At 63.8% G+C, this 15419-nt stretch carries 12 protein-coding genes; 5 read left to right on the forward strand and 7 right to left on the reverse strand.

All coding sequences use genetic code 11. The features are described from left to right. A partial coding sequence (locus tag IVB47_RS12655; RefSeq protein ID WP_247461942.1) for an ABC transporter substrate-binding protein occupies nt 1-769 on the forward strand: 769 nt, incomplete at its 5' end. Nucleotides 770-796: 27 nt separating this feature from the next. Here IVB47_RS12655 and IVB47_RS12660 read toward each other — a convergent pair. From IVB47_RS12660 to IVB47_RS12670, 3 genes are all read right to left on the reverse strand, one after another. Further along, a complete protein-coding gene (locus IVB47_RS12660) occupies nt 797-1282 on the reverse strand; it encodes a low affinity iron permease family protein (RefSeq protein WP_247461944.1) in 486 nt (161 codons plus the stop codon). Between the two features lie 99 nt (nt 1283-1381). Next, on the reverse strand, nt 1382-2740 hold the full coding sequence (locus IVB47_RS12665) for a M23 family metallopeptidase (RefSeq protein WP_247461947.1): 1359 nt from the start codon (nt 2738-2740) through the stop codon (nt 1382-1384). 110 nt (nt 2741-2850) lie between these two features. Then, nucleotides 2851-3543, reverse strand: coding sequence for a peroxiredoxin (locus IVB47_RS12670; protein ID WP_247463144.1), 693 nt, complete (start codon nt 3541-3543; stop codon nt 2851-2853). A 204-nt stretch (nt 3544-3747) separates the two neighbouring features. On the opposite strand from IVB47_RS12670, the gene IVB47_RS12675 reads away from it, so the two are divergent. Next, nucleotides 3748-7545 carry a DUF3971 domain-containing protein gene (locus IVB47_RS12675; RefSeq protein WP_247463146.1) on the forward strand — a complete coding sequence of 1266 codons (3798 nt, stop codon included), beginning with the start codon at nt 3748-3750 and terminating at the stop codon, nt 7543-7545. A gap of 96 nt (nt 7546-7641) precedes the next feature. Here IVB47_RS12675 and IVB47_RS12680 read toward each other — a convergent pair whose 3' ends face one another. From IVB47_RS12680 to tyrS, 4 genes are all read right to left on the reverse strand, one after another. Beyond that, a complete protein-coding gene (locus tag IVB47_RS12680) occupies nt 7642-9336 on the reverse strand; it encodes a methyl-accepting chemotaxis protein (protein WP_247461949.1) in 1695 nt (564 codons plus the stop codon). A gap of 395 nt (nt 9337-9731) precedes the next feature. Then, complete coding sequence (locus tag IVB47_RS12685; protein WP_027569850.1) at nt 9732-10136, reverse strand: DoxX family protein; 405 nt, start codon at nt 10134-10136, stop codon at nt 9732-9734. Nucleotides 10137-10357: 221 nt separating this feature from the next. Further along, nucleotides 10358-11629: an MFS transporter gene (locus IVB47_RS12690; RefSeq protein WP_247461952.1), complete on the reverse strand. Its 1272-nt coding sequence runs from the start codon at nt 11627-11629 to the stop codon at nt 10358-10360. Between the two features lie 57 nt (nt 11630-11686). Next, entirely contained in the window at nt 11687-12940 is a 1254-nt protein-coding gene (tyrS, locus tag IVB47_RS12695) for a tyrosine--tRNA ligase (protein ID WP_247461954.1), read from the reverse strand. A 164-nt stretch (nt 12941-13104) separates the two neighbouring features. Between tyrS and IVB47_RS12700 the strand changes: the two genes are divergently transcribed. The 3 genes from IVB47_RS12700 to IVB47_RS12710 all read left to right on the forward strand — a co-directional run bounded on the left by IVB47_RS12700 (nt 13105) and on the right by IVB47_RS12710 (nt 15326). Then, complete coding sequence (locus IVB47_RS12700; RefSeq protein ID WP_247461956.1) at nt 13105-14208, forward strand: anhydro-N-acetylmuramic acid kinase; 1104 nt, start codon at nt 13105-13107, stop codon at nt 14206-14208. Between the two features lie 106 nt (nt 14209-14314). Further along, nucleotides 14315-14992: a glutathione S-transferase family protein gene (locus IVB47_RS12705; protein WP_247461958.1), complete on the forward strand. Its 678-nt coding sequence runs from the start codon at nt 14315-14317 to the stop codon at nt 14990-14992. 10 nt (nt 14993-15002) lie between these two features. Then, nucleotides 15003-15326 (forward strand): multidrug efflux SMR transporter, encoded by a 324-nt coding sequence (locus tag IVB47_RS12710; protein ID WP_247286213.1) that lies wholly within the window; start codon nt 15003-15005, stop codon nt 15324-15326. The last annotated feature ends 93 nt before the right edge of the window (nt 15327-15419 follow it).

The raw sequence follows: 15419 nt of genomic DNA on the forward strand, positions 1-15419 counted from the left end.
GAACTACCAGAGCGAGGGGCGCATCTACGCGAAATATATTCGCGACAAGTTTCCGAACAGCAAGATCGCCGTTCTTTGGCAAAACGACGACGCCGGCAAGGACCAGTTCAAGGGCCTGAAGGACGGGCTTGGCGACAAAGCCAATATGATCATCGCCGACAAATCCTATGAGGTCAGCGATCCTTCGATCGACTCGCAGATCGTTGCGCTTCACGATTCCGGCGCCGACATCTTCTTCTCATGGGCCGCGCCGAAAGGCTCGGCGCAGGCGATCCGGAAGGTCGGCGAGCTCGGCTGGAAGCCGAAATTCTTCCTCGCCAATACGGCTACGTCGATCGCCTCGGTGCTCAAGCCCGCCGGGCTCGACTATTCCAAGGACATCATCTCGACCGCATATCTGAAGGATCCGACCGACCCGACCTGGGACAAGGATCCGGCGGTCATCGCGTGGCGCACCTTCATGGACAAGTACTATCCCGAAGGGGACAAGACCAACGCCAACAACCTTTACGGCTACGTCCAGGCGGAGGCGATGGCGCAGGTGCTGAAGCAGTGCGGCGACAACCTCACGCGAGACAACGTGATGAAGCAGGCCACGAACCTGAAGGATTTTCACACCGACCTGATGCTGCCCGGCATCATGGTCAACACCTCCGCCGACGATTATTTTCCGATCGAGCAGATGCAGCTGATGCGCTTCAACGGACAGGCCTGGGAGCTGTTCGGCGACGTCATCACGGGCGAGGTCGGCCACGAGCGCGGCCAGTAGTCAGCCTCATTTTCGGCGTCCCCCCGCTTATTCGGTGACCAGATCGGCGGCGCGTTTCGCCTTCTTGCCGGTATTCTTGACCGTCTCTTCTCCGACCTTTTCGGCGTTGGCGCGAAGCTCACATTTGGTGCGGATCTCGTCGAGCTCGTCATCGGTCAAATGCTCAATTCCGACGAAGGAATTCTGCACCGCGCTCACCCGGATCAACTCGTCGAGCTTCACCTGGATCGCCGCGCTATCGCGATTCTGAGAATTCTGAATCAGGAAGACCATCAGGAACGTCACGATGGTGGTGCCGGTGTTGATCACCAACTGCCATGTGTCGGAGTACTGGAAGATGGGACCGGTGACCGCCCAAACCAGGATGATGCCGGCTGCAATCATGAATGTTAGCGCGCGCCCGGCCGCTTGAGATGTTCGGTTAGCAATATCGCTGAAGAGTTGAGCCGCGCTGTTACGTGGCTGGTCCGCTTTGCCCTTGGCCGGACGAGCTTTGGTATCGGTCTGTTGCATCGGAAGATCGCGCTGATAAGGGAGCTGCGATCTAACGTCGAGGGAACTCCGAAGTTCCGCGATGTAAACAGGAACTAGGCGAGCGGACTCTCAACGAGCCTAGCCCGCGCTCAGGCGCACGCCGGCGCGCAGGAATTTCTGCGGATCGACTGCTTCGCCGTCGATGCGGGTTTCGTAGTGCAGGTGCGGGCCGGTGGAACGGCCGGTCGACCCGACGAGCCCGACGACCTGGCCGATCTTCACGATCTCGCCGACCCGGACATTGATCTCGGAGAGATGGCCGTAGCGGGTCGCAAGGCCATTGCCGTGATCGACCTCGATCATGCGGCCGTAGCCGCCGGACCAGCCGGCGGAGACGACCTTGCCGTTGGCAGTGACACGAACGGGATCGCCGCTCGCGGCGCGGAAGTCGAGCCCGGTGTGCATCGCGGGCCGGCCGAGGAACGGATCGCTGCGCACGCCGAAGCCGGAGGTGAACTCGACCTCGCCGATGACGGGCTTGCGATAGGGCACGAGTGCGAGCGTGCGATTGAGCCGGTCCATCTCGGCGCGGGTGCTGTTGATGCGATAGAGCTGCTTCTCGAACGGCCCCGAACTGGCGGTGAGCTTGACGGGTACGAAAGGCCCGCCCATTGCCGTGCGCGGTACGGCGGCTTCGAGATTTGCGAGGTTCAGGCCGAGATCGCTGACGACGCCGCGCATCCGGCGCATGCGTGAATCCATGCCTTCCTCGACGGCGTTGAGCGCCGCCATCTGGCGACGCTCGACCTGGTCGAGTGAGGTCGTGAGCCGAACGACGACGTTGTCGAACCCTTGATTCTTGGCGAATTGATTGACGGGCGGAGCTGCGAGGGTCGGCGCGCGCGACTCGAGCCGCGCCTCGCGATCCGGCGGCGCCACGAAGATCACGGTGTCGCTGATCGGTGAGGGCTTTGGCGTGCCCTGCGTCGTCTGGCCGGCATCGCCACGCTGCGGGGTGGAGCGGGGAATCGATCCGGTCACGTCCGGCATGGACCCGAGCGCCGTGGCACGGGACTCCAGCGCCGTCTGGCGCTTCATTATTTGGTCGAGCTTCTGGTCGAACTGCTCCTGGTCGAGCAGCTGCCGACTGGTGGTGCGGTCGACCTTGGCGCGCAGCTCGGCGATGCGGTCTTCATAGGCGTATTGCATCTCGGCCTGCCGGGCGATCAGCCGGGTGAGGACGTCGTCGCGGAAGGCGAAATAGGTCGCGGTTGCGGCCGACCAGAGCCCGAGCAACACGACGGTGCCGACCACGATCCAGAACACCACAGGCCCCAGGCGAACCTGCTTGCCGTGATGGACGATGGTGTAGGCGTCGTCAGTGTCCGGAAGGGGAAGCGCGGTTGCCACCGCGGCAGCACGGCGATGAAAGGCTCGGCCGTGGTCGTGGGGGTGATGTTGGGGGTACTGCGAGAGTTGGGCAGAACTTTTCGACATCGGCACTCCCGCGCCGATCGGATGAGTCCGTGCGGCCTAATTGCCGCGGCAATCTGGGCCGGTCATGGTTAATTTTCCGGAAACGGAACCGCTTGAATTTAAATGATTGGTTAAAGGCTCCTTGCGGCTTCCAGCACCTCGTCGACGTGGCCGTCGACCCGGACATTGCGCCAGATCCGGGCGATCTTGCCGTCGGCGCCAAGCAGCATCGTAGTGCGAAGAACTCCCAGGAAGCTCTTGCCATACATGGACTTTTCGCCCCAGACGCCGTAGGCCTCCAGCATCTCGTGCGTCTCGTCCGAGATGAGGGGCACGCCGAGACCGTGCTTGTCGCGGAACTTTTCCTGAGCCTTGACTGGATCGGCGGAGATACCGAGCATGGCGGTGCCAGCCTTGGCGAAGGCGCCGGTCAGCCGGGTGAAGTCGATGGCTTCCCTGGTGCAGCCCGGCGTGTCGGCGCGGGGGTAGAAGAACAGGACCAGCTTCTCGCCGGCATAATCCGACAGCGCGACGACACCGCCACCGTCGCGGGGCAGGCGGAAGGCGGGGGCCTTCTGACCCTCGGCTAAGCTGGCCTTCGCCGCCGTTTTGGGCGCGGATGCCGATTTGGAAGAATTTAACCGTTTCGGTGCGGCCTTATGCGATGCTGTCTTTGCTATGATCCCAGTTGATTTGCTCGCTGGTGTCCGCTGTGTTTTCGCGGACTTAGTTTGAGTCGCAGCCCGCGCTTTCACGGGCGTCTTTTTAGCCGTCGGACTGACGGAGGGCGTTTTGGACGATTTCTTTCGGGATTTCTTGGACATACGCCTTCCTTTCGTCGCTTTCGGCGGGTCAACCAAAGCGGTATTGCAGCCTTTTTCCGGTATGCCGGAATCGTGCCCTCGGCTGGATGAGTCTGACGACGGCGAAGTCTGGTTACAAGGAATTACACGGACCACCCCACTGCTCGTTGAACGCGCTCCCGGGGCGACATGACGAACAGAAGGAATATTCGAGGTATGGCGGCAATGCCGGCGCGGGAAGCTTCGCTTCCTGACGACGGCTGCGGCCCCGGCGGCGCTCAATCCCACGACGGGCGCCTGTATCGAGAGGCAATGGCAAGGAATACGTCGCCCCAGGATTACAATCGGGATTCGGATCGGCGCGGCAGCCAACCAGAGCAGCAGCAATGGGACGACGCCGATTGGGATCCGGATCAGGAAGCGGCGGCGGGCTATCGGGCGCGCCGGCTGTTGTCGCGTTCCAATTCGGGCTTCCATCGCTTCGCTGACGGGTTTGGTCCCTTGCGCCGCTGGCTGGGCGGCGGTCGCTGGCTGAAGCGCGTGGCCGTGGTCGCCGGTGCCCTGGTTGTCATCTTCGTCGGCTGTTTCGGCGCGCTGTGGTGGCGGCTCGGCGCCGGTCCCATCAATCTCGACATTGCGACGCCGTGGCTCGCGGCCGCGATCGAGGACAATATCGGTCACGGCAACACCGTGGAGGTCGGCGGCACGCAGATCGAACGGGCCGGGCGGATCCGAATCGCCGTGCGCATCCGCGATATCGTCGTGCGCGACCACGATCACGTCATTGTCGCCACCGCACCGAAGGCCGAGGTGAAGCTGTCGGGTGCAGGCCTGCTGATGGGGCATCTGCGCGCCGAAAGCCTCAACCTCGTCGATGCCGAGCTCGCGATCCGGATCGCGCCTGACGGCACCGTCACGGTATCGGCTGGCGACACCGCAAAGCCGCTCGCAACCGGCGTCGCATCCAAGAAGGACGCGGGGCTGCCGCCGACTTTCCCGCGGAACGGTGTGCCACCGCCGCCATTCGCCACCGGGCCTGCGACCCCCGACGGATCGCAAGCCGCGACCCAGGCCACGGCCCCGACCGGCATTCTTCAGGGCCTCGACTGGCTCGACAGTCTGAGCATGACCGGCCTCGACGGCCAGAATCTCAACGAGATCGGCCTGAAGAACGGCAATCTGATCGTCGACGACCAGCAGCGCGGCAGCAAATGGACGTTTGAGAACATCACGCTGAGCCTGCGCCGACCCAGCCGTGGCGGCGTCGCGCTCAGCCTCGGTGAGGAGGGCGCGCGTCCGTGGTCGTTGCGGGCCACGATCGGCCCCACCGAGAACGGCGTGCGCTCGGTCGATATTCGCGCCGACAAGGTTTCGACCGCCAACATCCTGCTGGCGCTGCGGGTGAAGGATCTCACCTACACCGCCGACCTGCCGCTGACCGGCGAGCTCAAGGGCGAGCTCGGCCGCGACGGCGTGCCGACCTTCTTTCGCGGCAAGATCGCAGTCGGTGCGGGCAACATCATCGACACCGATACGCCGGATTATCCGATGGCGATCGACTCGGCCGAGATCAATGTCGAGTGGGACGCCAATCGGCGGGTGCTGGTCGCTCCGTTCAAGGTCCTCTCGGGCGCGAACCGTCTGACGCTTCTGGCTCATGTCGAGCCGCCCAACGGCACCGTCAATGACTGGCAGCTCGGTTTCAGCGGCGGTTCGATCCTGCTCGGCGGCATCGACAACGAGCCGCCGCTGGTCTTCAACCGTATTGCGATCGGCTTCCGCTTCGACACCGACCACAAGAGGCTGCTGTTGACCCAGGCCGACATCTCCAACGGAGAGATCGGCGTCGCCGGCACCGGTGCCATCGACTATTCGGGCGAGCCACGGCTGACATTGGGTTTTGCGGGAACGCCGATGTCGGCCTCGGCGCTCAAGCGGATGTGGCCGACGCTTGTCGTTCCCGAATTGCGCGAATGGGTGATCGAGCGGATCGAGCGTGGAACGCTCCAGCGCATCGAGATCGGCGTTAACTCGCCGACGAAGAATCTTCCGCGCAAGGGCCCACCCATTCCCGATGACGGCCTGTCGGTCAATATCGTGGCGAGCGGTGTCACGGTTCGCCCTGTCGATGGCCTGCCGGTGGTGCACGATGCCGATTTGAAGGCGCGCGTGACCGGGCGCACCGCGACGGTGAACATCGGGCAGGGCATTGCTGATACGCCGGCGGGCCGCAAGGTCACGATTTCCGACTTCGTCTTCGAGGTGCCCGATATGGCGCCCAAGCCGTCGCCGTCGCGGACCCGGTTTCGTGTTGAGGGTCCGGTGCCCGCAGCCGCCGAAATGCTTTCCAACGATCGCCTGAGCGATCTGTCGTCGACCGTCATCGATCCCAACACCAGCAAGGGGACGTTCTCGGCGAACGTCCAGCTTGGGCTGCCGGTCAAGGGCGAGCTGACCAAAGCCGACACCACCTACAGCGTGACTGCCGATCTCAACGGTTTTGGTGCCGACAAGCTGGTGATGAACCAGAAGCTGGAGGCCAACAACCTCAAGATCGTCGCGAGCAACCAGGGCTATCAGGTCAAGGGCGACGTCAAGATCAACGGGCAGGCGGCCTCGCTCGACTACCGCAAGCCCGCTGAGGGCGATGCGGACGTCAAATTGCAGACCACGCTGGACGATGCGAGCCGCGCGCGTCTCGGGTTCGATCTGGGCCCCGCCGTCAGCGGATCGGTGCCGATCAAGCTGTCGGGCAAGATCGCCGGGGGGCCCGACCAGACGACGAAGCTCGGCATCGAGGCCGACCTGACCTCGGTCAAGCTCGACAACATCCTGCCCGGCTGGGTCAAGCTGCCGGGCAGAGCGGGCAAGGCCAGCTTCAAGGTGGTGCCGACGGCGCAATCGACGCGCCTGGAGGAGATCGTCATCGAAGGCGGCGGCGCCTCGATCAAGGGGTCGATCGAGGTCGATGCCAACGGCGATCTCATGAACGCGAACTTCCCGACTTACGCGCCGTCCGACGGCGACAAGGCGTCGCTGAAGGTGGAGCGCAGCCAGGACGGCGTGGTCAAGGGCACCATGCGCGGCGACGTATTCGACGGCCGCAGCTTCCTGAAATCGGCGATCTCAGGCAATTCCAAGGACGATGCCAAGAGCAAGACGAAGAACGTCGATTTCGACATGGACGTGAAGCTCGGCGCCGTCATGGGTTTCAACGGCGAGGCGATGCGCAGCGTCGAGGCCAAGATGTCGCGGCGCAATGGTGCGGTCAAAGCCTTCACGTTGAGCGGCAGGATCGGAAAAGACACGCCTGTGGCCGCCGATTTGCGCGGCGGCCGCGCACAGGGCAACCGCGAGGTGATCTATCTCCAGACCAGCGATGCCGGCAACTTCCTGCGCTTCACAGACACCACCAACAAGGTCTTCGGCGGCCAGATGGTGGTGGCCATGGAGCCGCCGACGTCGGAGCCCACGACCCGGGAAGGCCTGATCAATGTGCGCGACTTCTCGGTCAAGGGCATGGATCAACTCGATCGCGTCGCGGCGGGCGCTCCCAACGGGGCGCAGAGCGGCGTGGCCTTTACGGCGATGCGTGCGGAGTTCACGCGGCAGAACGGCGCGCTCACGATCCGCGACGGCGTGGTCAAGGGGCCGATGATCGGCGCCACCATCGAGGGCTCAATCGACTTTCCCGGCAATCAGGTCTGCATGAGCGGCACCTTCGTGCCGATGTATGGCGTCAACAACATCTTCGGCCAGATCCCGTTGTTCGGCATCTTCCTCGGCGGCGGCAACAATGAAGGATTGATCGGCGTGACCTACGAGGTCGTCGGCACCCCGGCCGCGCCCGTGATGCGCGTCAATCCGATTTCGGCGATGGCACCCGGTCTGTTCCGCAAGATCTTCGAATTCAACACCGGCAAACAGAACTCGCCGTTCGAGGAATTCCCGTCGCAGTCGAACGATGGTTCGACCGGAACGACGCGCCAGCTCTCGAGCGGCTGCACCCTCGCGCGGCGATAGCGGCGAGGCTGCCGAGCTGCTTCCAATAAGCGCGCAGAACGTGGATGGCCGGGACAAGCCCGGCCATGACGACGTGCTGGGTTTGATGCCGGCCGCTTACGCCGCGCGCACGCCGGCCAGAAAGGTTCCGACTTCGCCGGAGAGCTGCTCGGCCTGCTTGGACAGGTTTGACGCAGCTGCGAGCACCATGCCTGCCGCATTGCCGGTCTCGTTTGCTGCCGTGCTGACGCCGCCGATATTGGTGGTGACTTCCTGGGTCGCCTCCGCCGTCTGCGAGACGCTGCGGGCGATCTCGGCGGTGGCGGCGCCTTGCTCCTCGATCGCGGCGCCGATCGAGGTGGCGATCCGGCTGACCTCCTCGATGGTGGCGGTGATGCCGCCGATGGCGTCTACCGCTTCCTTGGTCGCGCCCTGGATCTGGGCGATCTTGTCGCCGATCTCGCGGGTGGCTTCCGCAGTCTGGCTCGCCAGCGACTTCACCTCCGAAGCGACGACAGCAAAGCCGCGGCCGGCTTCACCGGCGCGTGCGGCCTCGATGGTGGCGTTGAGCGCGAGCAGATTGGTCTGCGCCGCGATGCTGGAAATCAGCTCGGCGACGTGCTCGATCTGCTGGGCTCCGTCCGAGAGGGCGCGCACGATGGTGTCGGTGCGGCGTGCGCTGTCCACGGCACGGCCGGTGACCACGGCGGACTGCGCGACCTGACGGCTGATCTCGGTGATGGACGAGGAGAGCTCCTCGGCGGCGGCCGCGACCGTCTGGACGCGCTGGCTGGCTTCGGTGGCGGCCGAGCCGACGACGGCGGCGCGGCGGTTGGTGCCTTCCGCCGTCGACGACATCGACTTGGCGGTGACCTCCAGTTCGCCGGAGCCCGAGGCCATCAGGCCGACGAGCTGGCCGACGGAGGCGTCAAACCGGTCGGCAAGCGAGATCAGCGCGTCACGCTTCTCCTGTTCGCTGCGGGTCTTGGTGGCGATCTGCTCGGCCTCCAGCTTGCGCGCTGTCAGCGCGGTCTGCCTGAGCACTTCGAGGGTCTCGGCCATGCGGCCGATCTCGTCGCCGCGACCGGTCTCCTCGACCGCCGCGTCGATGGCGCCTTCGGAAATGGCCTGCATGCGGTTCTTCTGGCGGTCGAGTGCGCCGAGCACGTCGCGGGCGATCAGCCAGGACAATGTCGCCATCAGCAGCATCAGGCCGATGCCGATCGCCCCCAGCTCAAGCGTCAAGGCTCGCACGTCCGCATCGATGTCGTCGACATAGAGGCCGTAGCTGATCGTCGCGTTCCAGGGCGCGAATTTGCGCGCGAACACGGTCTTGCGGACGGGCTCCGTCTGGCCGGGGCGGGGATAGAGATAGGAGGTCACGCCGCCCTGTGCGGTCTCAGCGCCAGCCTTGATAATGGCGTCGGCGATCAGGACGCCATTGGAGTCCTTCGCACCGGTGATCTTGCCTTCGAGCTGCTGGTTGGCGCCGTTGACGATGAGGGACGTATCGGCGTTATAGACCACCGGATAGCCTTGGCCGCCATTGAAGCTCATGCGGCGGCCGCGCTGGTGGAACTGGACCTTCGCTTCGGCCTGCGTCAGCTTGCCGGCGCCGACTTCTTCTTCAAGTGATTGGGCGAGGTTGTGGATCATATCGACCGCGGTCCGCATCTGCTGGACGCGGTCCTCAAGCATGCGGCTCTTGCTGAGCACGGACGACACCCCGATGATGGCCGTGACCGTGAGTGCCGAAAGACAGACCATGCTGGCGAGCTTGGTGCGGATCTTGAGGTGGCTCAACAGCTTCATCACGGCCTCGACGGAATGGTTATTGTTGCTCGCGTCGGTAGCATGAAATTCTTACCAATCATGAATGGACGCGTGCGACGGCTGCCGCGCAAGCGGCGTTCGCGAGCCGCATGCGCAAACATCCATGCGGAAATGCGCCACGTGGGCGCATGGCGCGTCAACTGGGAGAAAGATTGTGTGGGTCTTTAGTCCCGACCGAATCCGGTGGGAGCGGACATGAACCGATTCGTTCACCGCCTCATCATGTCGATGTTGCTGGTCGCGGTCCTCGTCCTCGTCTGGAACGTGCTGGGCTCGCGCTGAGATGGCACCCGTAAATGTACTGGTGCCATCCCTTTATTCGCGAATCAATTGCTGCCATCTCAGCGCCGCGCGACGCGACGCCGGTTGTGCCGCTAGTCCTTGCCCATCGCCGCATCGGCGCTGACCGAGCCGCCGCCGGCTGCCGAGAGATAGAGGCAGGCGAAGCAGAACAGGATCGCCGCGGTGCCACCATTGAGCAGCGGCAGGAACACCGGCGTCTCGCCCTTGAACATGTGGCCCATGAAGTAGGCGAAGGCCATCTCACCCGACAGGATGAACGCCGCGAGGCGGGTGAACAGGCCGATCATCAGCAGCGCGCCAAGCACGAGCTCAAGCGTACCGGCTGCGTAGATGAGCGGCGGGATGTTTGCGAAGTAGGGAAGCACCGGAAACTTGAACAGCTTGGCGATGCCGTACTGGAGCAACAGGAGTCCAGTGATGAAGCGAAACAGGCTCAAGAGAACCGGTTGAAAGCGAACGAGATAGGGAAAGTTCATTGGTTTGTGCCCTCCATCCAATGCTTGCGACTAGGACCGCATTCAGTTCTGCCCTGCAAGCCGCCCAAGGGCAATTTGCGCTGACATTTTTGTCATGTCGGACAAAACACCGCAGGAGGGACTTTCACCCGCGCGCCATCCACATCTTTTGCAGCTGTTCGCGTCGTGCCCATCCGTAATTTCCCGGTGACGCGAATGCCCGCAGGTTACCTCTGAGACACCTACCGCCGCAGGGCGGGCACGACCAGGAACGGGATCATCCCGAGCACCACGCTGGCAAGCGCGAAGGCGAGCAGCGCGTTGTAGCCGTGGGTCGCGTCATGGATCAGGCCGCCGCTCCAGGAGCCGAACGCCGAGCCGAGTCCGCTGCCAATCGAGATCGTGCCGTAAATGGTGCCGACGCGCTTGCCCCCGAAGATCTTCATCGCGGTCGCCGTGATCAGCGGTCCACGTGAGCCCATCATGCTGCCGAAGCAGACCACGAATCCGGTGAGCAGGAGGAGATTGGCGGAGTATTGCAACAGCCACAGCAGGAAGATGCCGAGGATCGAGATCGCGTAGCTGAGCAGCACCGACGGCCGACGTCCGATCAGGCCGTCGAGCGCGGACACGCCGAGCATGCCGAACACCAGCACAACGCCGGAGAAGCCCCAGGCGGTCGCGGCCTGCAGCGGCGGAAAGCCGGCATCGATCAGATAGGCCACGATCTGTGCGGCGATCGCATACATGCCGACCGCGGTGAAGAAGAAGGTCGAGAACAGCGCCCAGAAGGCGTGATGGCGCATTGCGCTCGGAAGGGTCCAGCCGTGATCGACGAAATCCGGATCGGTCTTCTTCGCGATATGCGGCGAGCCCGAGGCGAACAGCCGCCATGGCAGCAGCATGAGCGGCACCAGCAGGCCGAGCGCGGCGAAGCCGAACAGCTGGTAGGTTTCTCGCCAACCGAGATGATCGATCAAAAGCTGCGAGGCCGGCAGCAGTGCCAGCACGCCGCCCCCCATGGCCGAGTAGACCACCGCCATCGCGGTCGGCAGCTTTGGGCCGAACCAGCGGCCCAGCAGGATCGAGTTCGGCACATTGCCGATGAAGGCGACGCCGATGCCGACGAAGAGTCCGATCGAGAGCTGGAACTGCCAGAGTGACTGCGCGTGCGCCGCAATCAGGAAAGCCGAGCCGAGCAGCAACAGGCCGAGTGCATAGACGATGCGCGGTCCGGAATGATCGAAAAGCCGTCCGACAAACGGCGCAGTCAGTCCGCTGATGAGCCAGGTCAGCGAATAGATCGAGACCACTTGGGCGCGATCCCAGCCAAAATTTTCCGAGATCGGCTTCAGGAAGACGGTAAAGCTTTCGCTGAGGCCGCGGCCGAGCACGGCGAGTGTGAAGCAGAGCGCGAGCACCACGAGCGCGGTGCGCACGACGCCCTGCGGCGTCGCCGTGACGCGTTCCCTGGTCGCTTGCTTGGACTGTTCCTCTAGCGTGTTCTGGTCCATTGCCGATCAGGGAGCGCGCTTCAGCGCGCCCTGACAAGCAGCGAAAAGCTCATACGCCTATGCAGGCCTGAGCAGGATGTGCTTCTTCTTGCCGAACGACAGCTTGATCACGCCTTCCGGCGTCAGGTCGGCCGCCGACAACGCCATCTTCTCGTCGGTGACGGGCTCGTCGTTGACGCGCAGGCCGCCGCCCTTGATCTGGCGCCGTGCTTCGCCGTTAGAGGCAACGAGGCCCGCCTTGACGAAGGCATTGAGCACGCCGAGGCCGGCGTCGAATTCGCCGCGTGGAATTTCCACGGTCGGCAGGCTCTCGGCCAGCGCGCCTTCCTCGAAGGTGCGGCGCGCGGTCTCGGCCGCCTCGTTCGCTGCGTCGCGGCCATGCAGGAGCGCGGTCGCCTCCGTGGCGAGCACCTTCTTGGCCTCGTTGATCTCGGAGCCTCCGAGCGCCTCGAGCTTCCTGATCTCGCTCATCGGCAGCGTCGTGAACAGCTTGAGGAATTTGCCGACGTCGGCATCTTCGGTGTTGCGCCAGTACTGCCAGAAATCATAGGCCGAGAACTGGTCGGCGTTGAGCCAGACCGCGCCTTGTGCGGTCTTGCCCATCTTGACCCCCGATGCCGTCGTCAGCAGCGGCGTCGTCAGCGCATACAGTTGATGGGTGCCCATGCGGCGGCCGAGATCGACGCCCATGATGATGTTGCCCCACTGGTCGGAGCCGCCCATCTGCAAGTTGCAGCCGGTCCGCCTGGCGAGTTCGACATAGTCGTAGGCCTGGCAGATCATATAGTTGAACTCGATGAAGCTCATCTCCTGCTCGCGCTCGAGGCGCAGGCGCACGGAGTCCATGGTCAGCATGCGGTTGACCGAGAAGTGCCGGCCGATGTCGCGCAGCATCTCGATGTAATTGAGCTTTGTCAGCCACTCGGCATTGTCGAGCATGATGGCGTCGCTCTTGCCCTCGCCATAGCGCAGCACTTTTGCGAACACGCCGCGGATCGATTCCTTGTTGGCCTCGATCTCGGCGACGGAGCGGATCGCCCGCGTCTCGTCCTTGCCGGAGGGGTCGCCGACCATGGTGGTGCCGCCGCCCATCAGCGTGATCGGCTTGTTGCCGGACTGCTGCAGCCAGTGCAGCATCATCATGGTCAGGTAATTGCCGATGTGCAGCGAGCGGGCGGTGCAATCGTAGCCGACGTAGCCGGTCACCTCGCCCTTGGCGGCGAGGGCGTCCAGCCCCTCGAAATCGGAGCATTGGTGGACGAATCCACGTTCCTGCAGCGTGTTGAGGAAATCCGATCTGAATGCAGTCATTTGTCGGCGCGCCTGACAATTCTTGGTTTACTGTTTTGGGAGCAATTTAAGGGTCTTCCGTGGGAACTCGGTTGCTTCCCGCCACTTTGGCCTGTGGCATTATAAGATGTGTCCCTCTGGCACAAGATCGGCATGCCGGAAGGGTCTCTTGAGGACGCTGATCCATGATGTTGACGGCACTCGGTTTGATGAGCGGCACCTCGCTGGATGGGGTGGATGTCGCGCTGATCGAAACCGACGGAAAGCAGGTCAAGGCATTCGGACCATCCGGCTACCGGCCCTATAGCCCGGCGGAGCGCAACCTGCTGCGGCAGGCGCTGAGCGAGGCGGTGCACCTGCCGCAGCGCGATGCCCGGCCGGGAGTTCTGGCAGAGGCCGAGCGCGCGGTGACGCTCGCGCATGCCGAGGCGGTGGCCGCCTTCGTCGCCCAGAACCGGATGAAACCGGAAGACATCGACATCGTCGGCTTCCACGGCCAGACCGTGCTGCACCGCCCCGAGAAGCGACTGACCGTGCAGATCGGCGATGCGCCGGCGCTGGCCAAGGCGATCCATATCCCTGTGATGCATGATTTCCGTGCCGCCGACGTCGAGGCCGGCGGACAGGGCGCGCCATTCGTGCCGGTCTACCACCGCGCGCTCGTCCATTCGCTGGAGCGCGAAGGGCCGATCGTTGTCGTCAATATCGGCGGCGTCTCCAACATCACCTATATCGACGGCAACGACACGCTGATCGCCTGCGATACCGGGCCCGGCAACGCGCTGCTCGACGATTTCATGTACCGCACCATGAATCAGGCGTTCGACGCGGACGGAAAGTTCGCAGCGCTCGGCAAGGTGGACGAAGCCTGGATCGCGCGGGCGTTGGAGCTGCCGTTCTTCGCAAGCCCACCGCCGAAATCGCTCGACCGCAACGATTTTGCTGCCCTCAAGCTGGGCGATATCGCGCCGGCCGATGGCGCCGCGACGCTCACCGCCTTCACCGCGGCGGCCATCGCCCGCATCGTCCCGCTGCTGCCACGCAGGCCGCGAAGCTGGATCGTCTGCGGCGGCGGCGCCCGCAACCGGACCATGCTGCAGATGCTGCGGGAGCGCGTGGGGTCCGCCACTGTCGAGGCCGCCGAGACAGTCGGCTGGGCCTCCGACGCCATCGAGGCGCAGGCCTTCGGCTTCCTGGCTGCCCGCGGCCTAAAGGGCCTGCCGCTGTCGTATCCCGCGACCACGGGCGTGCCGATGCCGATGACAGGCGGGGTGATCGCGCGGCCGTGAGGTGATCCTACATCGATACCGGTCGATGCAAATGCACGAACTTGACGAATGTATGCAAGTGCATCTATATTGGATGCAGTTGCATCCAACCGCCGGGATCTTTGCCATGACCGCTTCACTCAAACTGATCAGCCACAAGCTTTGTCCATACGTGCAGCGGGCCGTGATCGCGCTCAACGAGAAGGGTGTCCCGTTCGAGCGGGTCGACATCGATCTCGCCAACAAGCCGGACTGGTTTCTCAAACTGTCGCCGCTCGGCAAGGTGCCGGTGCTGGTGGTTGCGACCGACAAGGGCGAGGTCGCGCTGTTCGAGAGCAACGTGATCTGCGAGTACATCGAGGAGACGCAAGGCGGCGGAAAACTGCATCCGACTGATGCGCTCGAGCGTGCCGAGCATCGCGCCTGGATGGAGTTCGGCTCGGCGATTCTCGGCGATCTCTGGGGGCTGGAGACCACGACCGACCCGGCGACGTTTGAGAGTAAGCGCCAGGCACTCGTGGCGAAGTTCGCGCGTGTCGAGGCCGCGCTAAGCGCAGGCCCATTCTTTGCCGGCGATGCGTTCAGTCTCGTCGATGCGGTGTTCGCTCCCGTCTTCCGCTATTTCGATGTGTTCGATGAACTGATCGAACTCGGCATCTTCAAGGATCTACCGAAGGTGCGCGCGTGGCGCGCCGAGCTGGCAAAGCGTGCAAGCGTCCGTACTGCGGTGGGCGCGGACTATCCGCAATTGCTGCGCGCCTTCCTCGTGCGCCACGACGCGCATCTGCTCAAGCTTGCGGCCTGAGCCCACGCCGATGTCGCAATCCATGGCCTGGCTGATGCTGGTGATCGCCGGCGCACTTGATGTCGGTTGGGCGATCTCGATGAAATATGCGGAGGGCTACACGCGCGCAGGCTGGAGCATCGTCTCGCTCGTGCTGCTCGCAGCCTTCGTTGTCCTGCTCGGGCGTGCCTTGAAGGTGCTCGAGGTCGGCGTCGCCTATTCGGTGTGGACCGGCATCGGCGCGGCCGGGACTTTCGTCATGGGCGTCGTGCTGTTCGGCGAGACCTTGAGCGCGATGAAACTAGCGGGCATCGCGCTCGTCTTGATGGGAATCGTCGCGCTCAAGCTGGCTTAGCTTTAGTTTGGTAGCCCGGATGGAGCGAAGCGCAATCCGGAGCCTTGTCTCAGCAGATGGAGCTTCCCGGATTTCGCTTCGCTCCATCCGGGC

The organism is Bradyrhizobium sp. 62 (assembly GCF_023073035.1).
In the GTDB taxonomy this organism is placed as follows: Bacteria; Pseudomonadota; Alphaproteobacteria; order Rhizobiales; family Xanthobacteraceae; genus Bradyrhizobium.